Source organism: Tychonema sp. LEGE 07196, assembly GCF_963890365.1.
Lineage (GTDB): Bacteria > Cyanobacteriota > Cyanobacteriia > Cyanobacteriales > Microcoleaceae > Microcoleus.
In genome coordinates this window covers 1-25,904 of record NZ_CAWPRX010000188.1, presented here as the reverse complement: position 1 = coordinate 25,904, position 25,904 = coordinate 1, and the positions used below count along the sequence as shown (strand labels likewise).

Genomic DNA, 25,904 nt, shown 5'->3' with positions numbered 1-25,904 from the left:
ATTTATCCCCCGCAGATCCCTTGCAGCATCCCCCTGGTTGTAGGGGGACTTTGAGAGCATTTTTATCCCACCCCCTACTCCCCTTGAGAAGGGGGGTTAGGGGGATCGTCTTAAGTAAACCGTATTGGGTTAAAACCGACTGACGCTATACCGCTAGGAAATTGATTCCCTAGCGGTATAACTGCTGTGAGGGTTTGCAGGAGATGTGGATAATCACAAAGTTTAAACTCCTACCCGAAGTCGGTACAAACTCAAAGCTCGATCGAACTTTCATTCAAATTAGGCAGCACTAAGTATCACCAACTAATTTCAAAATAAAAAATATACCACTATTTTCAGTGATATTACTTAGTTGAATATTTTTTTAAACTTACTCAAATTAGCGATCGACTGCGCCAGAGGGAACTAGCATCGCCATTCAAGCTATACCGCTAAACTTTAAAATTTATTACTTTTGACACTTGACATGAATCGAGTGTTACAATAAACAAACAAATTAAAAAACTTTATAGTCGCAAATTTGAGCGCTTACTACAATGAACACACAAGTATTTAAGCATTTCAATGAATTGCAGCAACATATCGATCCATTACCTCTAGAACAAAAAGAAAATTTTACCAGTAATATTAACAATTTATCCCGCTCTTTGCAGGAATTGTCAGTCGAACCTAAGCAAATTTTATCAACAAAAGAAAAGCCAAATAAATCAGAACAAATAAACCACAGTTTAGAACTTAAAGTGTCTCAACAAGGTGCTCGAATCAGAAATTTAGAGCAGCAGTTAGACGAAAGTCAGACGCAATATAAAAAAGTGACTCAGGTGCTGACAAAAGCCGAAGTAAGATTGCACACTCTCCTCGCAAATTCTTCCGATTTAATCACAATTATTGAAGCTGACGGGCGGATAGGAGACGAAACTTCGCTGGCGCTAGAGCGGATTTTAGGCTACAAACCAGAACAAAAAATCGGTAAATTATATAATGATTTAATCCACCCAGATGATGCCCCTGCTTGGCAGGAATATTTTGCCAACTTGCTCAAACAACCGGGGATTGCACCGCCCATAGAATATCGCAAACGCCACGCTAACGGTGACTGGGTATATTTAGAAACCATTGCTAACAATTTGCTGCACGATTCCAGCATCAACGGCATAGTAATCAATTCTCGCGATATCACAGAGCGGAAGCTCTCAGCAGCAGCGTTAGAAAAATCGCAACAGCAAATCGTTAATATCTTAGAAAACATCACAGAGGGCTTTTATACGCTCAACCGCCATTGGCAGTTTACTTACATCAACCAGAAAGCAGAAGATTGCTGGTACAGAAAGCATCAAGAGCTTTTAGGTAAAAATATTTGGGAGCAGTTTCCCGAAAGCGCAAAGACGATTTTTTTTAAGGAACTTCACAATGCCGTCTCCCGTAATGTTGCTGTTAAATTTGAATGGTATTACGAGCAGCCAAATATCTGGTTGGAAATCGAGGCTTATCCGTCGGAAGAAGGTTTATCTGTGTTCTTTCAAAATATCACGGCTCGCAAAAACCAAGAAGATGCGCTGCAAAAAATCCACTCTCAGCTCCTACAGCAAACCAACCTGCTCAATAGTGTCCTCTCAAATACACCGGGCAGACTTTTGATGTTCGATCGCGCAGGGCGGTTAACTTATATCAATCGCGCCGGATTAGAGTTAACTCCGCTGTCAAAAACCTGTATTTTAGGCAAATCAGTAGCAGAAGTTGGCTGGCCGCCCGAACTGATCGAACTCCACAATAATTGCTGGAAAAATGTACTAGCCACAGGAGAAAGTTTAACAATAGAAACAGAGTTTATTCATCCGCGCACCGGGCGCAGGAATTATTGCAGTTACATTTTTAGCCCGATCGCAAATGCGGAGGGTAGCATCGAAGCAGTTCTCGTTACAAATAGAGACATTACCGAACTTAAAACAGCCGAAGCAGCTTTGCGGGAATCAGAATCCCGGTATCGCATTCTCTCGGAAATTACCTCCGATTTTGCCTATTCTTTTAACCTATTGCCCGATCGAACATGGGCCTGCGAGTGGATGACTGAAGCTTTTACTCGGATTACAGGTTATAGTGCATCAGAAATCGCAAATTCCGGTTGGCCCGAATGCAACTGCATCCATCCCGAAGATCGAGAAATGCTGCAGGAACAAATGCAGTCTCGCTCTTGCAGCAGCAAGGAAGTGAGCGAATATCGAATTGTCACAAAATCCGGTGAAATCCGCTGGCTGTGGGATTGCCGGCAAGTTGTGTGGGATGAAGCCGAGAATCGCGCTGTAGGTGTTTACGGTGCTTGTCAGGACATCACCGAACACAAGTTAGTAGAGGCTAAATTGTGCGAAACCAATCAAGTTTTAGAAGGGTTAATTGAAGCTTTGCCGGTGGCGGTTGTTGCTGTCGATGCGTCGGCTTCAGTGACGCTGTGGAATCCGGCGGCGGAGCAAATTTTGGGCTGGGAAGAATCTGAGGTTTTGGGGAAGATTTTGCCGATCGTCCCGAGCGATGAAATTCTCGACTTTAGCGCTATGCTTCAGTCAGAATTGGCAGGAAAAGCGCCAGTTGCCAAGCAGTGCCAGCGGCAGCGCAAAGACGGTTCATTAATCGATGTCTGTGTCTCAAGTTTACCGCTGCGAAATCCCCAAGGCCTGATTACTGGTAGTTTGAGAATATTTTCTGCGATTTCCGCAGCCCTAGGAAAGCAGGAGAAAAAAGATAATATCAAGGGCGAGGGCGATCTACTCGATCCCTTTTGGGCGCGTTACGTCAGCCTTCCTCACCTCACCAACAAATAAACAAGTTCTCAGCGAATAATATCGCTAAAATAGGTTAGTATAGCCTTTCTGTGCTCTGGTATGAGGTACTATGCCGCATAGGGCATAGGGCATACCTCACTTTTTGAATAAAGGCTATAGTGAGGACTTCATACCTTCTTAAATCCAACTAACAGCTAGCAATAATATCACTCAAATAAGTTAGTAGTAAGGACTTCATTTCTTCTGAAATCCAATCGGTAAAAACTCAAATCCTCAATAACTAATATCAAATACTCTCTTCATCGGAATAGTAAATTTGAGTTCACTGTTGACGGTTGACAGTAAACAGTCAACAGTCAACATCATGAGGAGTGTCACCGGAAATGATATAACCCGTGGTTTTCAATCTTCAACTCGTCTGACAGCCATGCGTTGCAGCGGCAGGCTGAGGATGCTAGAAGCAGTCAACAAGTAAGAAAGAACAGTAGTCAGCTTCAAACTGAGCAATAACCAGCTATCCTCTGGTAAATGAAGTTTCAGCCCGAAGACAGAAATGCAGTACACTATCCAGTAAGTAAAGCTCATCTCAATCAGCATTTCTTCGCTTAAAGCACGATCGCCCGCCAGCTTCGACTCACGCTTATCGCCCAGCAACAGCAGACCTGCAATTGAAGCCATAAAAGAAACCATCACCACACAGTCACGCCAGTTAAGCTCAACCATTTTCAACTCCGCTGCGATCTGAATTTTTGAAATTAAAAATCAGTTTAAGGGATAAGTTTTCTCGCTTCCAGCAATAGTTACAAATTGAAACAGCAGCAGTTACAAATCGCAATGAAAATGCACCGCAACCGCCCGCAACCGCCTCGTTTAGTCAGCCGAAAAGAAAAATGCACCTTAAATATTGTGAAGTTGGGAATACCTCGCCTGCATTTTGCCGACCTCTACCACAAACTGCTAACTCTTTCTTGGCCGCAATTTTTCATGCTGATTAGTCTGTCGTATTTAGTCATGAATGGTTTATTTGCCTTAGCTTACTTGGCGGGAGGAGATTGCATTGCTAATGCTCGGCCTGGTTCTTTGAAAGATGCCTTTTATTTCAGCGTGCAAACAATGGCGACCATCGGCTACGGCGCAATGTTTCCCCGCACCGATTACGCTAATACTATAGTCGCGATCGAAGCGTTTTTTGGTTTGTGGGCCGTGGCGATGGTGACGGGACTAGCTTTTTCAAAATTTTCCCGGCCAAGCGCTAGAGTTATCTTCAGCCGCGTAGCAGTAATCGCTCCTTTCAATGGCGTTCCCACTTTGATGTATCGCGCGGGAAATCAGCGCTTCAATCAAATTTTAGAAGCCCAGCAGGGAGTTACTTTGATCCGCGACGAAGTAACATCGGAAGGAGAATATATGCGCCGTTTTTACGATTTGCAATTAATGCGGAATCAATCTCGTATTTTTTCCTTGACTTGGACGGTAATGCACGCAATTGATGAGAGCAGTCCTTTGTACCAACTTACTGCTAAAGACTTGATGGAGCAGGAAATAGAAATTGTAATTACGCTCACTGGAATTGACGAAACAGTTTCGCAAACTATTAACGCGCGACATTCTTTTGTAGCGTCGGAAATCATGTGGAATATGCGGTTTGTAGATATTATTTTGAGAACGCCGGATGGCAAGCGGGTGGTTGATTATACTCGGTTTCACGATGTGAAACCTATTGAATGAGACAAAATTTACCCGCGAGTGCGTCGAAACCCAATTTTTGGCGAAATATAGCTTTCCCACCTTGAATTCCCGTAAAAACCCGGTTTCTTTGGTATCGATCCAGGAGTGCTATGAAAATTTTGATTGAGTCACTGCTAGAATACTTGTATGCCAAAACAAGCTAATATTTATGAACTCAATAGCTGCGAATATGACACTGAAAGAATTGCAACCGCAACTCCTGGCGTTAAGTCCAGAGGAAAAGACTCAAGCTATACAATTACTCGCCCAAAGTTTAACCAACTTTTGGTCTGGAATTCAAAAGACTCCAGATGTCATGGGGGGAGAAGCCTGTATCCGACAAACTCGGATTCCTGTTTGGCTGTTGGTAAGTTATCGCCGTCAAAGTGCCACCGATGCTCATATTTTAGAAGGTCATCCGGATCTGAGTGCTGCAGATTTGGTGAATGCTTTTAGTTATGCTGAGGCATATCCTGATGAGATTGAAAGAGCAATTCGAGAACAGGAAGAGGCATAAACTGTGGCGCGTCTTTATGCAGATGAACAATACCCGTTTCCTGTTGTAAAATTACTGCGAAATTTGGGCCATGATGTCCTGACAGTTCAAGAAGCTGGTAAGGCTAACCAAAAGATTCCGGATGAAGAAGTTTGAGATTTTGCTATTAGCAATAATCGTGCAGTTTTGACATTAAATAGACCGGACTTTATACGAATGCACAGGTTGAGTTCTGACCATGCGGGTATAATTGTCTGCACAAATGACCAAAACTGGGAACGGCTGGCTGTACGCATTAATGAAGCTATTTCTAATCTGGAAACACTGAGAAGTCTACTGATTAGAGTTAATCGGCCGTCGGAGTGAGCATAAGTTATAGAATACATCTAGTCTGAAATTAAATTGTACACTTAGAGGTCAATCCACTATCAATCAATTCATCTAATTAAGCGTAAAATACGGCTCGCGCTCAAGTTTACTATCCAAGTCTTCTTGCTTCTGTCAACTGTCAACTGTCAACTGTCAACTGTCAACTGTCAACTGCCGAACTTACTATGCGAATAATTCATACTGCTGACTGGCATTTGGGGCGGCGTTTTCGAGGGATCGATCGCACTTCCGAAATTGCGATCGCCCTCGAACAGATTTTGAAACAAGCCAAAGAGCTCGATGTGGATGCCGTGCTCGTCGCCGGCGACATTTTTGACGTTCCCAACCCTCCAGCCTACGCTGAGCGCGTTGCCTATCACTTTTTCTGCGAGCTCCAAGCTGCCGGAATTCCCGCAATTGCGATCGCCGGCAATCACGATTCCGCATCCCGCATCGACAGCATCGCCCAATTGCTCTCCCTCGCCGGCGTTCGCGCCCTAGGCAAACCCAAGCGTTCCGCCGACGGCGGCAGCACTACTCTTAATACAAAAAACGGTAAACTCTGCGTGGGAGCGATGCCTTTTGCTTCCGAACAAAGACTGTTAGATGCTAATGCTATCTGGCACTCCGGCGATGCCAAAGTCCGCCAAGACTACCGCGAAATTGTAGCAGATTTACTGCAAGATTTAACTACAGATTTTCGCGACAATACTGTAAATATGCTGATGGGACACATGAGCATTGACGGCGCTCGCTTGGCCAAATCCGAAGTCGCTTATTACACGCGAGAAAAATACTTGCTTTCATCGCAAACTCTGCCACCACAAGCCCAGTATATCGCCCTCGGACACATCCACATCCACCAGCGCATTGCTAAGAATTCCCTCGCCTATTATTCCGGTTCTTTGATTCAGTTAGATTTCGGAGAAGCCGAACAGGAAAAAGGATTTTGTTTGATAGAAGTTGAGCCTGGAAGTCAGGCAAAGGTAGAATTTAAACCTGTGGCTTGCAACAAACCGTTAAAAGTGCTTCAATGTGATAATGACAATCTTGATGCTGTTTTAGAAGCTCATCAATATCATCCTGGTTTCTTGAAGGTAATTGTCGATCTAGACAGCCCGCAAATCGGATTAGCCGATCGCGTGCGGCAAATCTGTTCTCAAGCGTTGTTGATTGAACCGCGCTATCGAGATGCACCGCTAGAAGCCACGGAAATGACTAATATCGATCCCAACAATTTCGATCCGGCGGCCGAGTTCTGCAACTATTACCAAAACCGCTTGGGAACGACACCACAACCCGCTGTATTGGAGGGATTTCAGGATTTGTACAAAAAGTTTAAGGAAACAGTTAATAGTTAAATTAGTAATTGGTAATTGGTAATTATTTGCCATTAGTCCCGATGCCGAATGGACTTGATAAGTGCCATAGCACTCGGAAAAACATCCTTGTAAAAATTCCACAATCAAAAATCTAAAATCTAAAATCGTTTATGCGTCCACTAGAACTTTTACTCGAAGGATTTACCAGCTTCCGCCGGGAACAGCGTTTAGATTTTTCTCAACTCGATTTGTTTGCAATTACTGGTGCTACGGGTGCGGGCAAATCTTCGCTGCTAGATGCCATGACTTACGCGCTTTTTGGTACGACAACTCGCAGCGGCAAACAAGTAGGCGATTTAGCAAGTCAAGGTAGTAAAAATTTAAAGGTACAGTTACGTTTTACTGTCGGTTCTGCCCAGTATCGGGTGACGCGCACATGGCGTTTTCGTCCAAAAACTCCTGAAAACAAGGTGATTTTGGACTGCTGGCAAAACGGCGAGTGGGAAACTTTGGGAACGAGTATTGTTGCAGTGCAAAATACGATCGAACAAATTTTAGGAATGGATTTTGATACTTTTACGCGAGCAATTATTCTTCCTCAAGGAAAGTTTGATGAGTTTATTAAAGGGGATGCTTCTAAGCGCCGGGAAATTTTGCGACAGCTAGCGGGATTTGAAATTTTTGAGCAGATGCGGAAGGAAGCAAACGATCTCGCAAAGTTGCTGAAACAGGAACGGGAAATGGTGGAAAGGCAGTTAGCTGACTTGAGCGCGCCGACGGCGGATGAGGTGGCCGGAAAGCGATCGCAACTTGGGATTTTAGAGCAGCAGTTACCTGAGTTCGAGCGCGCCGTGATGAAAGCTCAGAAAGCGTTAGACGAAGAGGAACAGCTATTTTCACAAATCGCTCGCTGGCAAGAATTACAACAAAAATTGGCTGAGTTAAATGCTAGTTCCGCCGAGATTGAAATTTTAGCACAGCGTTTGGAAAGGGCGCAAGCTGCCAATCATTTACAGGGAGATTGGGCTTTAGTGCGATCGGCTCGCAGTCAAAATGCAACTGCCGAAAAAGCCGCTAAATCAGCGCGGGAACAATTAATTAAAGCTCGCTGCGAGCTAGCAGCAGAGCAACAGCAACTTGACGAGGCTCAAGCCAAAGCAGAGGCACTAGCACCACAATTTAAGGCTCGTGAAGATGCTCTGGCTGCTGCGAAAGTATATGAAGAACAGCGCACTCAATTAGAAAAAGAAGTGGCAATTGCCCAAAAAAGACAACAGGAAAAACTCCGCTTTTTCCAAGCTGCAGAAAAAGAATTGCAAGCTACTAACATTAAAATTCAGAATGCGGGTTTTCGAGTTACTAGAGCAGCGGTACTGCTCGAACAGTCTTCGCCGGGAGGAAAGCGTTTAGAGCAGTTGCAGGAAATTGCACCTTTATTGGTGGAACTTCAGCTTATTGCCAAGCAGGGAAAAAATCAGCAGGAAATGTTGGGTAAGTCTCTGGCAGAAAAAGAAAGCGCTCAACAGAATTATGTCGAAGTTGTTACTAATTTAACAGCGGCAGAAATCCGGCTCAAAGAGTGCAGCGATGAGTTAGAAGCGGCGGAAATTGCTAATGCGGAAGCGGCACGTTTAGAGACTGTTGCTGCTGTCAGAATGTCGTTGAATTCTGGCGATACTTGTCCGGTGTGCGGCGGGGTGCATCCTGAGAGCGATTTGCTCCCTCCTTTACCGATTTCTAAGATTGTAGATGTTGCTGGTTTGCGCCGGAAACTGGCGACAGCAAATCAGTTTTTTCAATCGGTTCAAATGGCGGTGGCTGAGGGAAAAAGTACAGTTTCATCCTGCGAGCAAAAACAGTCGGAAATTGCTCAAATGTTGGAATTGACGGCGAAAAGAGTTGGCGAATTGCATCACCAAATCTCAGCAATTCTGGAGGAGCGAGAATGGGAAGTGTCGCAGTTACAGCAGGAGTTGGCAATTCTTAAAGAGAACGATCGCCAATATCGAGAAATCGAGCAGCAATTCCAAATCGCATCCTTGGAATATAATAATTACGAAGAAAGATTAAATTTTGCAGCGACGACAAAAGCTGCTAAACAGCAAGAATATCAAGAGGCGATCGCCGAATCTGACCGCCGACAGCAGCAGTTACAAAGTTGTGTAAACGCGCTTTATCAAATTACCGAATATCAACCTTATGTTAATTTAGCACAGGCTTTAGAAACAGACAAGCAAGAGTTAAAGGATCGGCTGAGAATTGCCGAAAAATCTTATCAACTTACTCAAAATATTGCTATTCAAGCAGCAGAAAGAGAGCAACAAGCGGGAGAGGTTTTTGCACGAACTCAGGCGGAAAAACAGCAGCTAAATCTGGATTGGTTGGCAAAATTAACAGCGGCTGATTTCACCGAAGAGACTTTTTTAGCAGCGGTGACATTAGTTAACGAACAATTGCAGTGGGAAAATGCGATTCGATCCGTGCGGGAGTCAAAAATTCAGCTAGAGACGCGGGCGAAAGATTTGAGCGAGGCGATCGCGGGTCGGACTACCGATGAAGATACTTTAGCACAAGTGCGAGCTGCAAAACAAACCGCCCAAGAAAACCTCAAACAAGCCAACAACAACCGCACCGAGCTTTTAGCGTGGGTACAAGTAGCAGCGCAAACCCTCGAACAATCCGAAAGACTGTCGCAACAAATCACAAATTTCGCAGAACAAGAGCAAACCTACCACACATTAGCGCAAAATCTGAAATCCAACGAATTTCAATCCTACATTTTAGAACATTTAGAAGCAGAATTAGTCGGCAGCGCCACCGTAATTTTGCAAGAATTAACCGATAATCGCTACCAGCTAAAAAACCAAGAAGGCGAATACTGGGTAACAGATAATTGGAACGGCGGCGAAGCGAGACGAGTCCGCACCCTTTCGGGCGGCGAAACCTTTGCAACTTCCCTATCAATGGCTTTAGCTTTATCAGAAAAACTATCTCAAGGAGCTCAATTGGGCAGCTTATTTCTCGATGAAGGATTCGGTACTTTAGACGCAGAAACTCTCGAAAGCGTTACTCAAATTTTAGAATCTTTGCGGCAGCGAGAAAGGCTAATTGGAGTGATTACCCACGTTCGAGGCTTGGGCGAAAGATTGCCCGCCCAAGTGAAAGTATTTAAGTCGCCCCAAGGTTCTAGAATAGAAGTTGAAAGAGTTTAGAATACAGGGCGGTTGAAACCGCATTTACACAAACAAAACCCGACGAAAGCGGGTTGAAGATTGGACGGTTAACATTACGTTACTTTCTTCAGTCCGCGAAGGCGGACTTCCCTTTTGTAGACGCGGTTTCAACCGCCGTCTGCAAACAATTTTTATCCTTAAAACCGAGTTAAATTAAATGAACCAAGACTTACGCAGAAACCCGGTTTCTTAATAAAAAAACCGGGTTTCTAAACAGCGTAAAAGTTTAACACTTAGTTAGGTTGAGCTACCTAGCCAGCAATTTTTAATAATTCCACATCAAAAATCAGCGTAGCATTAGGAGGAATCACCCCGCCCGCACCGCGAGCACCATAACCTAATTCAGGGGGAATAATCAACTTGCGGCGTTCTCCAACTTTCATTGTACCTACACCTTCATCCCAACCCTTAATTACTTGGCCTACACCAATTTTGAACTGAAAAGGAGAATTGCGATCGCGCGAACTATCAAACTTCGTGCCATCCTCCAAAGTACCAGTGTAGTGCACCACAACCGTCTGCCCGGTTTTTGGAGTCGCCCCATCACCTTCTTTCAATTCAACATATTTCAGACCAGAATCTGTGGTGACAGTTTTCTCAGTGTTATCAGTCATGTTATTGCCAGCGATAGTAGCTGGTTCCTCCGGTAAATTAGCATCAGCTACGAGCAAGCTATCTTCAGTGAAAGACTTCGCTGAGAGGATCTCAAGCGCAGCATCGGTTAAAGGATTATTCACTTCGGAGGCAACTGCTTTGGGTACATAACCGCTCATTTGAGCCACTATCAAAAACACAAAGCAAACCAGCATTACCCCCAAGCTGACCAGAATTCCTTGCAAAATTTATCCTCCTGATACTTTTTGTAACGGCGATATCTCAGATATCTAAGACATCTTGTACAACAAGAACTACAAAATTTTATCTGAACTTTTCCGCCAAAAATGGCGGATCCCAGTTAATCTTAAACGCAAAAGAAACTTTGAAGTCAGAATGTTTGTAATTCTAGCTTCTGCTTTCTACATAAGTGCCTTATTGAGCCTTCTGCGTTCGGGTGACAATTTTATCACAAGATAGCAGCAAGCGCGCGATCGCCCGCGAGCGCGAAACTTGCAGAAAAGGATCGTGCTCAGCGCCAGTTACGGTTTTCTAAATCGCGCATCTGACGTTCGAGGCGATCGAGCCTGCCGCGCAACTCATCCATTTCAGACTGTCGGGGAACGCCCATATCTTGCAGAATATTCCGCAGTTGGCGCTGGAACTGAGCATCCCAACTTCCCTGCTCCGACTTCAGGTGCTCTGTCATGTCATCGACAAAAGTTTTGGCTTGCTCGGGGTTGATTTTGCCATCTTTAACCCATTGCTCGCTGACTTCCTGCAATTTCTCCGCCACCAAGGAGGTAGTACCAATGCCCAGCATCACCAGTTGTTTGAGTAAGTTGCTATTGTTATCCATAGATTTTTCCTACTGTTTGGCACAAAATAGCCGATCGGCTCAGGTCGCCTGCTGTCGCTGCGAAACCATCTGTACAATTTAAGTTACATCAGCGCTGACCTACCTTTCTATTTTGGAGCATTCAGCCGCCTGATGGCGTTCGGAAAACCCGCTAATGAGCTTACCGACAACATTACCCTATCACCGAGTCCTCAATGCCTGATTGCCCCCGCTGTCACAAACCTGTAGACGCGCGAGCCATCGCCTGTCCGCAGTGCAAAATCCCTCTCAAAGCTTTCGGTCATCCGGGTATCCCCCTTTATCGATCGCCATCTGCAGAATTTCTGTGTACAACCTGTATTTACCACGAAGACGACACCTGCAACTACCCGCAGCGTCCCTTCGCCAAAGAATGCACGCTTTATCACGACAAAGCCGAGCCTCTAGTGCCGCAGACGAGCCGTTACATCAGCGGCGGCCTGCCGCAATCCATCAAAAATTGGTGTCAGCGCAATCTTATTTGGTTGGCTTTATTTGGTTTAATTATTATTAGCGTTGCCCTGTCAATTTGATAGACTTGTAGGGAGCATCTCAAAAAATGCAAAAAGTATTATTTTAACGTCTCGGGAGCGTCCCCGCTCGCTTGTCGATAAGCTTTCGCCCATCTTGCACGAGATTTTTAGGCTGGCAATACCACAATACTTTAAATAAAAATTACTGTACAAATTAGATGCACGCCAGCACAGCCGCATTGTGTCTCATCCGTCAAGATATTAGTTGACAACATACAAGACAAATTAAAAATTTTGCCATGAGTTACGTATTCGGCATCGACGGCGGTGGCACTAAAACTATTTGCGTTTTAATGGACGAAAACAACGTTGTTTTGGGACGCGGGGAAGCAGGGCCTTCAAATTATCAAACGCTGGGAATTGAGCAAGCAAAAGAATCGATTCAATTGGCGATCGAACGAGCAGTTTTTTCCGCGAACATCGATCCAAATATCAATCTGAAGATAGAAGCAATTTGTCTGGGACTAGCAGGCGTGGGGCGTGCCAAAGATATTGAAATAGTGCAATTTGTAGTGCAGAATTTGGAGTTGGCGAATACTTTACCCGTAACTCGATCGCTCTTGCCGCGAAATATCGTAATTTGCAGCGATTGCGCGATCGCACTGGTTGGCGGTACTGGCCATCCAGTTGGTATCGCGGTTATTGCAGGAACTGGTTCGATTGTTTTCGGGCAAAACCGTCAAGGGGAAACTAAACGAGTCGGCGGTTGGGGATATATTTTAGGCGATGAAGGCAGCGGATATGACATCGCTGTTGGAGGTTTGCAAGCTGCTTTGAAGTTCTATGACGGACGAGGAGACGTTACCGCGCTGGCGGAAAAATTTCAAGGGCATTTAGGCTTAAATAACCTAGAAGAATTGGTAGAAGTTGTTTACCGGCGCGGTTGGGGAGTGAAAGAAATTGCGGCTTTAGCGCCGATTGTCGATCGAGCCGCAGCAGAGGGCGATCGCGTCGCTGACGGCATTATTGACAATGCTGTGGCAAAATTAATATTTTCAACAAAAATAGCTATTTCAGCGCTATTTAAGCCCACAGAAGAATTTGAAATTGTGACGGTGGGAGGTGTGTGGGGCGGTGATGCAAATTTTCGGGGTCGGTTTGAAACTGCCATAGGTGCGATCGCGCCAAAAGCTCAGCTAATTTCGCCCCGATACGAACCAGCTTTCGGTGCAGCGTTGTTAGCCTTAAACTCACTCAACCATTAATATCGTTGAGAGAGTGCTTCCTGCTAGGACTTCATCTTCATGACTAAGGCAAAAAATGGCTTGACGCAATATTTATAGGACGCACCCTATCTGTAGAGGTTTTGCGATCGCAGACTGTTTATCTTCCTTATCTTCCCGATCGCCCCAGTCCGGTCGATTTTTTCAATTTGGCAAAATGTGAAAATTCTTGATTATCTACCTTATCTTCCCAACTTGTCTAATTCTCGCCTGCCATAATGAAAACATCAAATGAATGCAAAACTAGAAACAAATTTAGCAGTAGTGCGTTCCTAAGTAAAACAAAACCGAAAGAAGGAGACAAAATATATGATTACTTCTCAAAAATTGCGATCGGCAACAGCAGCAATCCTTTCACTGGGCATTACACTTGGAACCAGCGCGCCGCTGGTATTAGCAGCGCCCGCCTCAGCTCAACAACGAATTTCACAATTTGATAGCATCCGAATTCCAGCGGGCAGTGTCATTCCAGTTAGCTATGAAAAAAACAAAATTGTTGTCACCACCGATGAAACTTCACCTTTAACATTAACAGTAGCGCGAGATATCCGCACGGCTCAAGGCAGAGTATTAATCCCCGCAGGCAGCCAGATTGTCGGGGAATTGCGACCTGTCAAAAGGGGCAATCAAAGGGGTAGTCAATTTGTTGCGAGCGAGTTAATTGTCAGCCGCCGCCAACGCTATCGGATTGATGGCTATTCGGGAATTATTACCAGAACCGAAAAAGTTCAAAAAGGTGCTGGAACAGGTTCAGTCGCGCAAGGTGCAGCATTGGGCGCCGCAGCAGCAGCAGCGCTAGCAGGCATTACCGGCGACAAGGCGATCGCCACTGAAGAAGTATTGGGCGGTGCTGGAATCGGTGCATTAGCCGGAGTATTGTTGGGGCGGCGCAGTGTTGACGTGATCGTGATTCGCCCGGAGCAAGATTTGGCAGTGAGATTGCGATCGGACATCGTGCTGCGGTAGTATTGGAATCTCGCGATTAATTATTTGCCGTAAAACATTGTCGATCGATAACTTGTGGTCTCCCGATAATTGGCTGGGCATACTGTTGAGGTTGTGTCTGGCCATGTTTGTGGGCGGAATGATTGGATGGGATCGCCAACTCAGAAACAAACCAGCGGGATTGAGGACTCATATGTTATTGACACTCCCCTGCCTTAAGGCGAGGGGATTCTTGGATCAGCCAGTCGATTTGCTCATTGATGTCGCCACCAGCGAGTAGAGATCGGTCTGTCCCCCAGCGTGAATTCCGGTGTGCCCCACCGTATTTAAATTGATTTTTGCACGGGCTTTCAAACCCTTTGCTAAAATATTTCTTCCAGCGTTGTGGTCGCGATCTAATATCGTTCCGCAACCGCAAATATGCGTTCGGGTTGATAAAGTTTTCTTAACAAGATTGCCACAGTTTGAACATTCCTGAGATGTGTATTGTGGCGGAACAGCGATAACTGTTTTGCTATACACTTTTCCAAAATACTTCAGCCATTGAGTAAACTGTGACCACGCGGCATCACTAATCGATTTAGCGAGTTTATGGTTTTTAACCATGTTACGCACTTGAAGGTCTTCGTAGGCTACAAAATCGTTAGATTTTACCACGTACAACGCCGTCTTAATGGCGAAGTCTTTGCGCTGCCGACTAACCTTTAAATGTTTTCTTCCTAACTTGTTGATTGCCTTTTTCCGGCCTTGGGAGCCTTTCTTTTTCCGAGAAACTCGCTTCTGCAATCTCTTCAGAGCTTTTTCGCTTTTGCGGAGATACCGAGGATTAGGAACTGTTTCACCGTCGCTGTCAGTATAGAAGTGGTTTAATCCAACATCTAGGCCGATAGTTTTGCCAGTATAAACGGGTTCTTCTTTTCGTTCAATGTTGATGCAGAATTGGGTATAATAGCCGTCGGCACGACGCACTATCCTAATTCGCTTAATCTCATCGGGCGCATAGAAATGCAAATCCCGACTACCAATTAACTTGAATTTTCCAGCAGCAAAACCATCCTTAAATGTTAGGCATCTTTTGTCGGTAGAAAGCGCCCAGCCGGATTGTTTGTACTCGACGGAACGAGTGTACTTCTTGAACTGTGGGTAGCCCTTTTTTCCGGGCTTCTTGGCTTTGCAATTGGCAAAGAAACGTTGGATAGCAAAAATAGCACGTTCCGCCGAAGCTTGACGTGCGGTCGAGTTCAGCTTGCCTGCCCATTCAAACTCTTTCGCCACAACGGCGCATTGTTTGTATAGGTCTACTAACTTAATTCCTTGGTTGTCTATCCAATGTCTAAGAGTTTTGTTTCTGACAAATTGAGCCGTCCGAATCATGTCGTCGATGATTCGATATTGCTCCGCTTTGCCTTTCAACTTAAACTCTAAAACTATCATTGGAATAGTTTATAACTTTTGCTAAAATTTTTACCTATAGGTCTGTATATTTAACAAGTCTTCACACTTCTTGTAATTAAAGCCGTCCTATAAGGACGGGGCTTTAGACCCAACTTTTTGGTAAAAATGAAAACGGACGAGATGGTGTAGAGCGCGTAATTCAAGGCATTGCTGCCGGGATAGGATTTTTGGGGGGTGGGGAAATCCTGCGCGAATCTCGGCAGGAAATCGGCAAACCAAAAGTTCACGGGCTCACATCTGCCGCCGCTATTTGGTTGTCAGCAGCTTTAGGAAGTGCGGCCGGATGCGGGTTGTGGCAACTTGCATTAATTGGTGCTTTCATGTCGCTGTTTGTTCTGAGAGTTATCAAAGAGTTAGAGCGTCGGAGTCGGAAATAGTCGATCGCGAAGGTTTTGTCTAATTATTGTTGAGGTATATTCAGACCTATAGCCTTTCTGTGCTCTGGTATGAGGTACTATCCGGCATAGGGCATAGGGTTCCGTGGGCACAGGGCATACCTCACCACGCTTGAGAAACGCTAGATCAAGGCATAGGATTGAAAATTTAATAACTTACACAATTGCTCGTTACCAGGAAAAGCCTGGTAATGCAGATAGGCGAGGAAGAGCCTCCTTTGAACGGGCAAGTTACAGGAGAGAGGACTGTAGAAGGTGTTTAAGTTACGGCATATAACTTAATCTCTATCCCGCCCGAGGACTGAATAAAGACGATTAATTTTGTTCCGAAAGATTCGGCGAATTAATCGATTCCAAAGACTCTTGCCTTACGCGACCAGCCATCGCGGCTAACTGCAAGCTCATAAAAGCATTCAAATCTTCCAAATCGCAGTTTGCCGAGGCAAAAATATTCTGCATTTGATTTTCGGCTTCCCAACTCAGATATCCTGTGGCAATAGCTTGATTTACAACTTCACGAATAACCATAATTTAAATTTCCTTACTAAATTTTAAATAATTAAAAAGCTACTAATTATTAACAGGGAATTTCCGTGGCTGTCTCGCCAAAAATTTCCAAGTCTTTTACAAGCCGAGACTCTTGTTTCACCAAACCGGACATAGCTGCTAGTTGCAAAGTCATAAAAGCATTTAAGTCTTCCAAGTCATAGTTGGTGGTAGTTAACATCTGCCGCAGTTGATTTTCAGATTCTAGAGTTAAATAACCTAGGGTCAGAGCTTGTTGGGCGAGGTCGCGAATAAGTACCATAATATTTTTGGGTTTTATTACTTGAATATCCTCAGTATCGACGGTTTTAACTGACTCCGCAGTGACGGCTATTGGTCGGTTTGTGTGACATTTTCAGGGGTAGCCTGTGACAGCCTGACTTGCAGAGTGTGACTCAGTGTTTGCACGGATGTGACGAGGATCACTCGGGCGAGGAGGAGATGCCGAGGGTGGGAGATCGGAAAATATTCCCTCTTCCCTCTTCCCTCTTCCCTCTTCCCTCTTCCCTCTTCCCTCTTCCCTCTTCCCTCTTCCCTCTTCCCTCTTCCTTCTTCCTTCTTCCTTCTTCCTTCTTCCCTCTTCCTTCACAAGCCTTCTACCTTCAGAAGACGCTCAACGTCTATAATCAGCAAGTTAAATATTTACTGCAAGACCTATGGAAGCAACACATAAAGATTTGTTACAACAGATAGCCCAACTATCGGAAACTTATGGTAATTTAGCCGATCGACTCTCCCAAGCCGCCAAACAACTGCAAGACTCCGGGCTTCCTCCCTCTGACAGCTTACTGCAAGAAATTGCCAGCTACAGCCGCAACTTTGCAGAAGTCCAAAAACAAGCTCTCCAAGTCAACAAATCCGCCCTCGCCCCCGGAGAAATTACTTCCCTCAAAGATATTCAAAACTTAGTCGAGACTGCTGCAGCTTCCGAAGGTAAAGCAGAAATTCGCGACGCAGCTTTGAAAGTGCTCGATCGAGTATTGGCGATCGCCCACCGCGAACAAAGCGACTTCGCCCCCTTACAATCAGTGCATGGCAAAGCCCGCGAACTCCAGCGCGCCATTTCCGAATCAACCGCAACTCAACTGCATTCCGACGCAGAATCCCTAGTAAGCGGCAAACACCCCGTTGCAGCAGTGCTCGCCCTAGTAGAACAGCAAGACAAATTAAACGACGAAGAGTGGGTAATCCTCGAAGAAACAGTCAGCGCCGCTTTTGGCAAACAAATAGCCGTCGCCATTTCCAGAGGCAAATTAACCGTTGTCCAGATAGTAAAAGCAGAACCTGCAAAAATCCAATCCGTAATTAAAACAGCAACCGAACCAAAAATAGGTGCCGAACCTCTACCCGAAGTGATTATCATCCCGTCGGGAAATGTGGCGCCGAAACAAGTTACAGTTGCACCGCAAATCCAAATTTTGGAATCCCCCGCCGCGACGGCCCCCATGCACGAAGTGATTATCGTTCCTAGCGTGGAAGTACCTAAATCTCTCCCAAAAACAGGCTCTGGGAACATTGTTTTTGGGGCACCTCGCGAGATTCAACCAGCGCCTGTAGAGGGCGGTTTGGGATTGAAAGTTTTGGCGCACATTCAAGGAATAGGCGATCGAACTTTCGGTGCTGGAGAATACGCAGGTACTAAAGCGCGCGGGCTGCGCGTCGAAGGATTTCAAATTAATATCGAGCCACCAATTTCCGGCTTAAAAGTCGAGTACATGGCTCACGTCGAAGGAGTTGGCGATACTCCTTGGATCGGCGAAGGAGAATTGGCTGGTTTTCGGGGTCAAGCGAAACGAATTGAAGGATTTGCCGTGCGGTTGAGCGGGCCGCAGGCTGATAAGTATGACGTATTTTATAGCGCTCACATTCAGAATATCGGCGACACCGATGTGTCCTCCAACGGCGATTATTGCGGAACTCGCGGCAAAGCTTTGAGAATAGAAGGCATCAAAGTTTGGATCGCGCCATCTGCGAATTCTCAAGTTGTGGCGGCTGTGGGTTTAAAAGTGTTGGCGCACATTCAAGGAATTGGCGATCGAACTTTTAGCGGTAAAGAATACGCCGGTACCAAAGCTCAAGGCCGCCGCGTCGAAGGTTTTGAAATTAAAATAGAGCCTCCGGTTCCCGGTTTAAATTTGCAGTACATGGCTCACGTTGAAGGAGTTGGTGATACTCCTTGGATCTCGGAAGGAGAACTGGCCGGTTTCCGGGGGAAAGCCAAGCGCATTGAAGGATTTGCCGCGCGTTTGACGGGTGCGGAAGCTGATAAGTACGATGTCTTCTACACCGCTCACATTCAAAATCTGGGCGATACTCCTGTTACTTCTAACGGTCAATATTGCGGCACTCGCGGCAAAGGTTTGAGGGTTGAAGGCATGACTGTTTGGGTTGAGCCGAAAGCGTAAAAAATTAGGTTACTGGTGGCCTAGTAAATTCAAGAAACCGGGTTTCTTCCTAAATTTTTGGTACTAACCGCAATTTGTCGCAGTAACCCGGTTTCTGGCTAGTTTCAATCTGTCCAACGAATTCAAGAAACCGGGTTTCTTCCTAAATTTTTGGTATTAACCGAAATTTGTCGCAGTAACCCGGTTTCTGGCTAGTTTCAGTCTGTCCAACGAATTCAAGAAACCGGGTTTCTTCCTAAATTTTTGGTACTAACCGAAATTTGTCGCAGTAACCCGGTTTCAGTCTGTCCAACGAATTCAAGAAACCGGGTTTCTTCCTAAATTTTTGGTACTAACCGAAATTTGTCGCAGTAACCCGGTTTCTGGCCACCTAACGAATTTGAAAAACCGGGCTTAGCAGGTAATTGAAAACTTTACAAAACTTACCATCGTTTACAAAAAACACCGACATCGAATCAATCGACAATAAATCGCCAATAATAAGCCTCAACTTGTGAAAATGATGTTTTTACTGTGGCTGTATTCTCTGTAATTACACGGTTGCGGAACGGTAAACGATCGGCATAGAATATATTTGTAGGTTGGATATGTGTGAGTTGACAGGAGGGTATAATTTGAGTTAGCCTCGGCTCGTAGGATAAAAATTTACAACAAAAAACACAACATTCAGATGCTGGCGATCGCGCTGTGACCTGAATTGTTAATTAAAACAAGTATTAAACATCCGGTAACACTTGCTCCAAAGTTTTTAGTTCACTACTCGCAGGTAAGTATGTCTTTGCCAGCAGCAGACCGTCCCCAATCTGTAGCAACTGATAGCGAATCTTCCTATCAACTTTCACCGCTCCAGCAGGGGATGTTGTTCGAGGGCCTTTCGGGCCAACAGTCAGGGGTAGATATCGAACAGGTACTGTGCAGCCTGGGCGAAGAATTGAATGTTTCAGCTTTTGTCGATGCTTGGCATCAAAGTGTCGATCGATATCCAGTTTTGAGAACGAGTTTTAGTTGGTTGGATCGAGAGGTGCCGGTGCAAACTGTACACCCACAAGTCGAAGTACCAATTGTTGATGAAGACTGGCGCAGTTTGTCCCAGGGCGATCGCACCCGCCAACTCGCAACATTTTTGCAAGCCGATCGCCTGCAAGGATTTGACCTAACTCAACCGCCGCTGATGCGTTTGGCATTGTTCCGAGTTGCGGAAACCGAATACAAACTCATCTGGACTTATCACCATATTTTGCTCGACAGTACCTCGGCAATAACTGTTTTGCAAGCAGTTTTTACCTTGTACGAAGCCCTGACTGGCGATCGGCAATTAGAATTAACACCGCCTAGGTGCGATCGAGATGCCAGCCATCGAATGCAGCAAGATATCTCGAAAACAGAAGCATTCTGGAGACAATACTTAAGCGGTTTGGGCGATCGTACCCCTTTGGTGGGCGATTTTTATAGGACAGGCAAAATGCCCGTTCCACAAGAAAATTCATCAGTTGTGGAACAAGAAAGAGGCCTGGTGCCGACAATTCCCGAAATCCGGCTTTCTAGCACTGTTACCGCAGCTTTAAACTCTCTAATTCACGAACAACAACTAACCCTGAATACCCTGCTGCAAGGAGTCTGGGCTTTACTTTTGAGCCGCTGTTCCGGTTCGCAAGATGTAGTATTTGGAACTATTTGCAACAGCCGATCGCCAAATATAGAAAAAACAGAACCAGCAGTAGGATTGTTCATCAATACTTTGCCGCTGAGAGTAATTGTCACTCCAGAAATGCCAGCCATCGACTGGCTGAAACAACTGCAAAATCAATGGACTGCATTGCAAGAACACGGTAACGTACCGCTGGCAAAAATTCAAGAATGGAGCGAAATTTCCCGCAGCAGCGCTTTATTTGAAAGCCTGGTAGTAGTTGAGAAAACTCCGATAAATGCAGCCTTACAAACTCTAGGCGGTAACTGGCAAAATCGAGAATTTCAGCTTTTAGAACAGACGAGTTTTCCGCTAACAGTTTACGGCTACGGGGGAGACGAAATGCTGCTAAAAATTGCGGGCGATCGCCAGCGGTTCGATGAAAACGTCCTTACCCGAATGTTGGGACACCTGCAAACTTTGCTAGAAAGTATCGCCGCCAATCCCCAGCAGAAAATCAGCAAATTGTCAATGCTGACAGCAGCCGAAATTGCTCAATTGCAGCAGTGGAACCAAACTGAGGCAAATTATCCCGACAACAAATGCGTTCACCAATTATTTGAAGCGCAAGCGGATCGATCGCCCGATGCCATTGCGGCCGTTTTTCCCCACAATTCCCGACAGCAGCTTACCTACCGCGAACTCAATTCCAAAGCCAATCAACTCGCGCATTACTTGCAGCAATTAGGAGTCGGGCCCGATGTTTTAGTTGCGATTTGCATGGAACGTTCCTTAGAAATGGCGATCGCCGTTTTAGGCATTCTCAAAACAGGCGCAGCTTACGTGCCGATCGATCCAGCTTATCCCAAAGAAAGGCTGACTTTCATGTTAGCCGACACCAAAACTCCGGTTATTCTCACACAATCTCACTTAGTCTCCGGCTTGCCGGAACATCAAGCGCGAACCGTTTGTTTGGACGCAAACTGGCAAGAAATAGCCAATTACAGCACCGAAAACCCCGCCAGCACCGTATCTCCCGACAACTTAACCTATACAATATATACATCCGGTTCCACAGGCAAACCCAAAGGAGTTCTCCTCCCCCACCGCGCCCTAGTCAACCTAATAGCGTGGCAACTGCAAAACTCCACCTTGGAAGATGCAGCCAAAACCCTGCAATTTGCCTCTCTCAGCTTCGATGTCTCATTTCAAGAAATGTTTTGTACTTGGTGTGCGGGCGGTACTCTCGTTTTCATCACCGAAGAAATTCGGCGAGATGCCCAAAGTTTGTTGCAGCTAATCGAGAGAGAAAAAATTCAAAGGTTGTTTCTTCCTTTCATCGCCCTGCAACACTTAGCAGAAGCTGCCGATACCTACAAGCTAGTACCAAAATCGCTGCGCGAAGTCATCACCGCCGGCGAACAGTTGCAAGTCAACCGTTATATAACCAGTTTCTTTCAGCAGCTAGAAAATTGCACGCTGCACAATCAATACGGCCCCTCGGAGAGTCACGTTGTCACAGCTTATACCCTCAGCGGCCAGCCGGAAAATTGGCCCGCACTGCCTGCGATCGGCCGCCCTATTGCCAACACGCAGATATATTTGTTACACCAGAATGGTGAGCCTGTACCTTTAGGAGTAGGTGGAGAACTATACATCGGGGGTATCTGTTTGGCCCGGGGCTATCTCAACCGCCCGGACTTGACTGCCCAAAGATTTATTCCCAATCCTTTTAAACACAATGAAAAAAGCACGATCGAACAAAAATCAGATTTTTCCCTTCTGCCTTCAGAAGATCGCCTTTACAAAACTGGAGATTTAGCCCGCTATCTGCCCGACGGTAACATCGAGTACATCGGACGGATTGACGGCCAAGTCAAAATTCGCGGCTTCCGCATTGAGTTGGGAGAAATTGAAACTGCACTCGCAAAACATCCGGCAATTAAACAAGCTGTGGTGCTAGCGCGGGAAGACACACCGGGGGACAAACGCTTGGTTGCTTATTTAGCAGTCAATCCAGAAGAGCAACTAACAATTGCCGACCTCCGCGTCCAATTGCAAGGACAACTCCCCGATTACATGGTGCCTGCGGTGTTTGTGACTGTGGAGGCGATGCCGAAGACTCCCAGCGGCAAAATTGACCGCCGCGCCCTGCCGGCACCTGACTCGCAGCGACAAGAACAGTCCCAGAGTTACGCGGCACCGCAAAGCGAATTGGAGAAAGTGCTAGCGGGCATTTGGTCTAAGTTGCTGAAGCTCGATCGCGTGGGGATTCATGACAATTTCTTCGAGATTGGAGGGAATTCTCTGATGACTCTGAAAGTTGCAGTGCAAGTGCGAGCTCTGTTAGCTACTGACTTGCCGGTGGTGAAATTGTTCCAGCATCCGACGATCGCCCAATTAGCAAATTATTTAAACCAAGGACAAAGCGCGAGCCCGTCCACCAACAAATTTCAAGACAGGGCCGATCGACAAAAAGCCGCTTTTAATCGATCGAAACAGTTTACTAAAAGACGGTAGTTAGTAGTTAGTGGTTAGTGGTTAGTGGTTATTGGTTAGTGGTTATTGGTTAGTGGTTAGTGGTTAGTTGTTTAAAAGAGGAGGATAGAAAGAAGAAAAATAATGTAACTAGCTGTTGAATATTAGGTATTTTACGTTTAATTATAGGGGGCTTACTTATGACTAATTCACAGGAAAACTCAGAACTTGACGGGATTGCAATTATTGGCATGGCCGGTCGTTTTCCCGGTGCTGCAAGTGTCGATGAATTGTGGCAAAATTTGTGCGGCGGAGTCGAGTCTACAGCGCTGTTCAGCGACGCAGAACTAGACCCCAGTATTGACCCCAATCTCAGACAAGATCCGAATTATGTCAAAGCTAGAGGCATTATTGACGGTGCCGATCGCTTTGATGCAGCATTTTTCGGCGTGAGTCCCCGCGAAGCCGAAATTACCGACCCGCAGCAGCGCGTTTTTTTAGAAATAGCTTGGGCCGCCCTAGAAAATGCCGGCTGCGATCCGAATACTTTTAACGGCTCGATCGGAGTTTACGCCGGCACGGGCAACAATACCTATTTTCCCAACAACATCGCCGGACGATCGGACATAATTTCCCGCGCGGGCGAGTTTCAGGTAATGGTAGGAAATGAAAAAGACTACATTGCTACCCGCACTTCTTACAAACTCAATCTCAAAGGGCCCAGCGTCAGCGTCCATACCGCTTGCTCTACATCATTAGTTGCAGTTTGTCAAGCTTTTTATGCCTTGATGAGCTATCAATGCGATTTAGCTCTCGCCGGCGGAATTTCGATTACAGCTCCCCAAAATAGCGGTTATTTGTATCAAGAAGGGGGGATGTTTTCCAGCGACGGACACTGCAAACCATTCGATGCTAAGGCCCAAGGGACGGTGTTCGGCAACGCAGGCGGGGCTGTGGTACTCAAGCGTTTGGAAGAAGCGATATCCGACAGAGATACAATTTATGCGGTAATTCGCGGCGTTGGTTTAAATAACGACGGGGCGGCCAAAGTCAGCTTTGCAGCGCCCAGCGTGGATGGACAAGCAGACGCGATCGCGATGGCCCAGGCGATGGCCGGCGTAGATCCAGAAACGATATCCTACGTCGAAACCCACGGCACGGCAACTCCCCTCGGCGATCCGATCGAAATTGCAGCTTTGACTCAAGCTTTTGCACGCGAAACCTCAGCCAAACAATTTTGCGCGATCGGCTCCGTCAAAAGCAACTTCGGACACACGATCGCCGCCGCCGGAGTCACCGGGCTGATTAAAACCGCTTTAGCCCTCAAACACCAACAAATACCCGCCACTCTCCACTACCAAACACCGAATCCGGCGATCGACTTTGCCAACAGCCCTTTCTACGTCAACGCCGAACTTGCGGAATGGAAGGCCGGGAAAACGCCCAGAAGAGCCGGAGTCAGTTCCTTTGGAGTCGGCGGTACCAACGCTCACGTTGTCCTCGAAGAAGCCCCCGCGCTGGCACCGTCAAGTCCTTCTCGCCCGCGGCAGTTACTGCTGCTGTCGGCAAAAACTCCATCTGCTTTAGACGCAGCTACCGCCAACTTGCGATCGCACCTCGCCGAAAACCCAGAAATCGATCTCGCCGATGCTGCTTACACCCTGCAAACCGGGCGGCAAGCCTTTAATTACCGCCGTTTCGCCGTTTGCAGCGATCGCGCCGATGCCGTGCAGCTACTCGAATCCCTGCCGCCGCTGCGTACAGCAACCCGCTGCGCCGAATCGAGAAATCCGGCGGTAATCTTCATGTTTCCCGGACAAGGCGCGCAATACGTCAATATGGGCTTGAATTTGTACGAATCTGAGCCTTTATTCCGCTCCACGGTCGATCGCTGCGCCGAAATTTTGCAGCCGCACCTCGGCCGAGATTTGCGCGAAGTGCTGTATCCCGGTAGCGATGAAGCGACAGCCGCCGAGTCGCTGCGCCAAACTTTCTTGACTCAGCCCGCGATATTTACCGTAGAGTACGCGCTGGCTCAACTGTGGCAGAGTTGGGGCGTAACTCCCCAAGGTGCGATCGGGCACAGCATCGGCGAATTTGTGGCGGCAACTATCGCCGGCGTGTTTTCCCTGGAAGATGCCTTGATGCTGGTGGCTGCGAGGGGGCGCTTGATGCAAGATTTGCCCGGTGGTTCGATGCTGTCGGTACGGTTGCCGGCGGCGCAAGTCGAAGGGCGCTTGAGTGGGGATTTGGCAGTTGCTGCGGTGAATGCGCCGGATTTGTGCGTGGTTTCTGGGCCGACAGACGATCTCGCACTTTTTGAACAGCAATTAGCCAGCGAAAAGATTGTTTGCAAACACCTGCACACTTCCCACGCTTTTCATTCGCCGATGGTAGATTCGATCGTCGAACCATTCGCTGAATATGTCAAAAAAGTGCAGTTGTCAGCGCCAACTATCCCCTTTGTTTCGACTGTAACTGCTAGTTGGATCACCCCAGAACAAGCAACAGATCCGATGTATTGGGCGCGGCATTTGCGAGCGACAGTGCGTTTTGCCGACGGCATCAAAGAACTTTGGCAAGATCCGAATCGCGTGCTTTTGGAAGTCGGGCCGAGAACCACGGCTGCTACTTTGGCTCGCAAACAATCGAAGGATTTGAAACAGCAAGTTGCTATTTCTTCTCTAACCGATAATCCAGATAACAACGCTGAATGGACTGCTTTGTTAAGCGCAGTCGGACAGCTTTGGCTCTGCGGAGTGCCGATCGACTGGCAGAGTTTTTATCAAGAGGAAACGCGCGATCGCCTTCCCTTACCAACTTATCCTTTTGAAAGCAAACGCTTCTGGATAGAACCCATGGGGAGAGAGGGAGATGGGGAGATGGGGAGAGGGGGAGAGG

The 25,904-nt window shown here is 46.4% G+C and carries 20 protein-coding genes and 1 pseudogene; 14 read left to right on the top strand and 7 right to left on the bottom strand.

Annotation, left to right across the window (positions count from 1 at the left end; genetic code table 11):
* The first annotated feature begins 536 nt into the window (after positions 1–536).
* A complete protein-coding gene (locus AACV78_RS22240; RefSeq protein WP_194009882.1) occupies positions 537–2,816 on the top strand; it encodes a PAS domain-containing protein in 2,280 nt (759 codons plus the stop codon).
* A gap of 363 nt (positions 2,817–3,179) precedes the next feature.
* On the opposite strand, the gene AACV78_RS22235 is transcribed toward AACV78_RS22240, so the two are convergent.
* Positions 3,180–3,455 (bottom strand): hypothetical protein, encoded by a 276-nt coding sequence (locus AACV78_RS22235; RefSeq protein ID WP_228042393.1) that lies wholly within the window; start codon positions 3,453–3,455, stop codon positions 3,180–3,182.
* Between the two features lie 129 nt (positions 3,456–3,584).
* Between AACV78_RS22235 and AACV78_RS22230 the strand changes: the two genes are divergently transcribed.
* The 5 genes and pseudogenes from AACV78_RS22230 (at position 3,585) to AACV78_RS22210 (ending at position 9,904) form a co-directional block, all read left to right on the top strand.
* Positions 3,585–4,505, top strand: coding sequence for an ion channel (locus AACV78_RS22230; protein ID WP_339383761.1), 921 nt, complete (start codon positions 3,585–3,587; stop codon positions 4,503–4,505).
* A gap of 190 nt (positions 4,506–4,695) precedes the next feature.
* Positions 4,696–5,022 (top strand): DUF433 domain-containing protein, encoded by a 327-nt coding sequence (locus AACV78_RS22225; RefSeq protein WP_194009885.1) that lies wholly within the window; start codon positions 4,696–4,698, stop codon positions 5,020–5,022.
* 3 nt (positions 5,023–5,025) lie between these two features.
* Positions 5,026–5,367, top strand: a pseudogene (locus AACV78_RS22220) (DUF5615 family PIN-like protein).
* A gap of 188 nt (positions 5,368–5,555) precedes the next feature.
* Positions 5,556–6,731 carry a metallophosphoesterase family protein gene (locus AACV78_RS22215; RefSeq protein ID WP_194009886.1) on the top strand — a complete coding sequence of 392 codons (1,176 nt, stop codon included), beginning with the start codon at positions 5,556–5,558 and terminating at the stop codon, positions 6,729–6,731.
* A gap of 131 nt (positions 6,732–6,862) precedes the next feature.
* Positions 6,863–9,904 (top strand): AAA family ATPase, encoded by a 3,042-nt coding sequence (locus AACV78_RS22210; protein ID WP_194009887.1) that lies wholly within the window; start codon positions 6,863–6,865, stop codon positions 9,902–9,904.
* Between the two features lie 272 nt (positions 9,905–10,176).
* Here AACV78_RS22210 and AACV78_RS22205 read toward each other — a convergent pair whose 3' ends face one another.
* Both AACV78_RS22205 and AACV78_RS22200 read right to left on the bottom strand, forming a co-directional pair.
* On the bottom strand, positions 10,177–10,764 hold the full coding sequence (locus AACV78_RS22205; RefSeq protein WP_194009888.1) for an FKBP-type peptidyl-prolyl cis-trans isomerase: 588 nt from the start codon (positions 10,762–10,764) through the stop codon (positions 10,177–10,179).
* Positions 10,765–11,051: 287 nt separating this feature from the next.
* Positions 11,052–11,378 (bottom strand): phasin family protein, encoded by a 327-nt coding sequence (locus AACV78_RS22200; protein WP_194009889.1) that lies wholly within the window; start codon positions 11,376–11,378, stop codon positions 11,052–11,054.
* 194 nt (positions 11,379–11,572) lie between these two features.
* Between AACV78_RS22200 and AACV78_RS22195 the strand changes: the two genes are divergently transcribed.
* The 4 genes from AACV78_RS22195 to AACV78_RS22180 all read left to right on the top strand — a co-directional run bounded on the left by AACV78_RS22195 (position 11,573) and on the right by AACV78_RS22180 (position 14,377).
* Positions 11,573–11,929: a zinc ribbon domain-containing protein gene (locus tag AACV78_RS22195; protein WP_194009890.1), complete on the top strand. Its 357-nt coding sequence runs from the start codon at positions 11,573–11,575 to the stop codon at positions 11,927–11,929.
* A 239-nt stretch (positions 11,930–12,168) separates the two neighbouring features.
* Complete coding sequence (locus tag AACV78_RS22190; protein WP_194009891.1) at positions 12,169–13,134, top strand: N-acetylglucosamine kinase; 966 nt, start codon at positions 12,169–12,171, stop codon at positions 13,132–13,134.
* Positions 13,135–13,461: 327 nt separating this feature from the next.
* Positions 13,462–14,118, top strand: a complete 657-nt coding sequence (locus tag AACV78_RS22185) for a TraB/TrbI/VirB10 family type IV secretion system protein (RefSeq protein WP_194009892.1) — start codon at positions 13,462–13,464, stop codon at positions 14,116–14,118.
* 103 nt (positions 14,119–14,221) lie between these two features.
* Positions 14,222–14,377, top strand: coding sequence for an MgtC/SapB family protein (locus AACV78_RS22180; RefSeq protein ID WP_228042396.1), 156 nt, complete (start codon positions 14,222–14,224; stop codon positions 14,375–14,377).
* Here AACV78_RS22180 and AACV78_RS22175 read toward each other — a convergent pair.
* On the bottom strand, positions 14,335–15,531 hold the full coding sequence (locus tag AACV78_RS22175; RefSeq protein WP_194009893.1) for an RNA-guided endonuclease InsQ/TnpB family protein: 1,197 nt from the start codon (positions 15,529–15,531) through the stop codon (positions 14,335–14,337). The genes AACV78_RS22180 and AACV78_RS22175 overlap by 43 nt on opposite strands.
* A gap of 158 nt (positions 15,532–15,689) precedes the next feature.
* Here AACV78_RS22175 and AACV78_RS22170 point away from each other — a divergent pair, with 158 nt between their 5' ends.
* Positions 15,690–15,929: an MgtC/SapB family protein gene (locus AACV78_RS22170; protein WP_194009899.1), complete on the top strand. Its 240-nt coding sequence runs from the start codon at positions 15,690–15,692 to the stop codon at positions 15,927–15,929.
* Between the two features lie 333 nt (positions 15,930–16,262).
* On the opposite strand, the gene AACV78_RS22165 is transcribed toward AACV78_RS22170, so the two are convergent.
* The 3 genes from AACV78_RS22165 to AACV78_RS22155 form a co-directional block, all read right to left on the bottom strand.
* Entirely contained in the window at positions 16,263–16,478 is a 216-nt protein-coding gene (locus tag AACV78_RS22165; protein WP_194009900.1) for a hypothetical protein, read from the bottom strand.
* Between the two features lie 46 nt (positions 16,479–16,524).
* Positions 16,525–16,755 carry a hypothetical protein gene (locus tag AACV78_RS22160; RefSeq protein WP_194009894.1) on the bottom strand — a complete coding sequence of 77 codons (231 nt, stop codon included), beginning with the start codon at positions 16,753–16,755 and terminating at the stop codon, positions 16,525–16,527.
* A 93-nt stretch (positions 16,756–16,848) separates the two neighbouring features.
* Positions 16,849–17,082: a hypothetical protein gene (locus tag AACV78_RS22155; RefSeq protein WP_194009895.1), complete on the bottom strand. Its 234-nt coding sequence runs from the start codon at positions 17,080–17,082 to the stop codon at positions 16,849–16,851.
* Between the two features lie 67 nt (positions 17,083–17,149).
* Between AACV78_RS22155 and AACV78_RS22150 the strand changes: the two genes are divergently transcribed.
* From AACV78_RS22150 to AACV78_RS22140, 3 genes are all read left to right on the top strand, one after another.
* Complete coding sequence (locus AACV78_RS22150) at positions 17,150–18,898, top strand: hypothetical protein (protein WP_194009896.1); 1,749 nt, start codon at positions 17,150–17,152, stop codon at positions 18,896–18,898.
* Between the two features lie 772 nt (positions 18,899–19,670).
* The gene (locus tag AACV78_RS22145; protein WP_194009897.1) at positions 19,671–23,045 is read left to right on the top strand and encodes a non-ribosomal peptide synthetase; all 3,375 of its coding nucleotides are present in this window, start codon (positions 19,671–19,673) and stop codon (positions 23,043–23,045) included.
* Between the two features lie 158 nt (positions 23,046–23,203).
* Positions 23,204–25,904, top strand: a 2,701-nt coding sequence (locus AACV78_RS22140) for a type I polyketide synthase (RefSeq protein WP_194074338.1), incomplete at its 3' end; no start/stop codon positions are given.

Bases quoted from the DNA above. Each gene is read 5' to 3' on its own strand.
- AACV78_RS22240 (WP_194009882.1), top strand. From the start codon at position 537: ATGAACACACAAGTATTTAAGCATTTCAATGAATTGCAGCAACATATC.
- AACV78_RS22235 (WP_228042393.1), bottom strand. From the start codon at position 3,455: ATGGCTTCAATTGCAGGTCTGCTGTTGCTGGGCGATAAGCGTGAGTCG.
- AACV78_RS22225 (WP_194009885.1), top strand. From the start codon at position 4,696: ATGACACTGAAAGAATTGCAACCGCAACTCCTGGCGTTAAGTCCAGAG.
- AACV78_RS22215 (WP_194009886.1), top strand. From the start codon at position 5,556: ATGCGAATAATTCATACTGCTGACTGGCATTTGGGGCGGCGTTTTCGA.
- AACV78_RS22210 (WP_194009887.1), top strand. From the start codon at position 6,863: ATGCGTCCACTAGAACTTTTACTCGAAGGATTTACCAGCTTCCGCCGG.
- AACV78_RS22200 (WP_194009889.1), bottom strand. From the start codon at position 11,378: ATGGATAACAATAGCAACTTACTCAAACAACTGGTGATGCTGGGCATT.
- AACV78_RS22195 (WP_194009890.1), top strand. From the start codon at position 11,573: ATGCCTGATTGCCCCCGCTGTCACAAACCTGTAGACGCGCGAGCCATC.
- AACV78_RS22190 (WP_194009891.1), top strand. From the start codon at position 12,169: ATGAGTTACGTATTCGGCATCGACGGCGGTGGCACTAAAACTATTTGC.
- AACV78_RS22185 (WP_194009892.1), top strand. From the start codon at position 13,462: ATGATTACTTCTCAAAAATTGCGATCGGCAACAGCAGCAATCCTTTCA.
- AACV78_RS22180 (WP_228042396.1), top strand. From the start codon at position 14,222: ATGTTTGTGGGCGGAATGATTGGATGGGATCGCCAACTCAGAAACAAA.
- AACV78_RS22175 (WP_194009893.1), bottom strand. From the start codon at position 15,531: ATGATAGTTTTAGAGTTTAAGTTGAAAGGCAAAGCGGAGCAATATCGA.
- AACV78_RS22160 (WP_194009894.1), bottom strand. From the start codon at position 16,755: ATGGTACTTATTCGCGACCTCGCCCAACAAGCTCTGACCCTAGGTTAT.
- AACV78_RS22150 (WP_194009896.1), top strand. From the start codon at position 17,150: ATGGAAGCAACACATAAAGATTTGTTACAACAGATAGCCCAACTATCG.
- AACV78_RS22145 (WP_194009897.1), top strand. From the start codon at position 19,671: ATGTCTTTGCCAGCAGCAGACCGTCCCCAATCTGTAGCAACTGATAGC.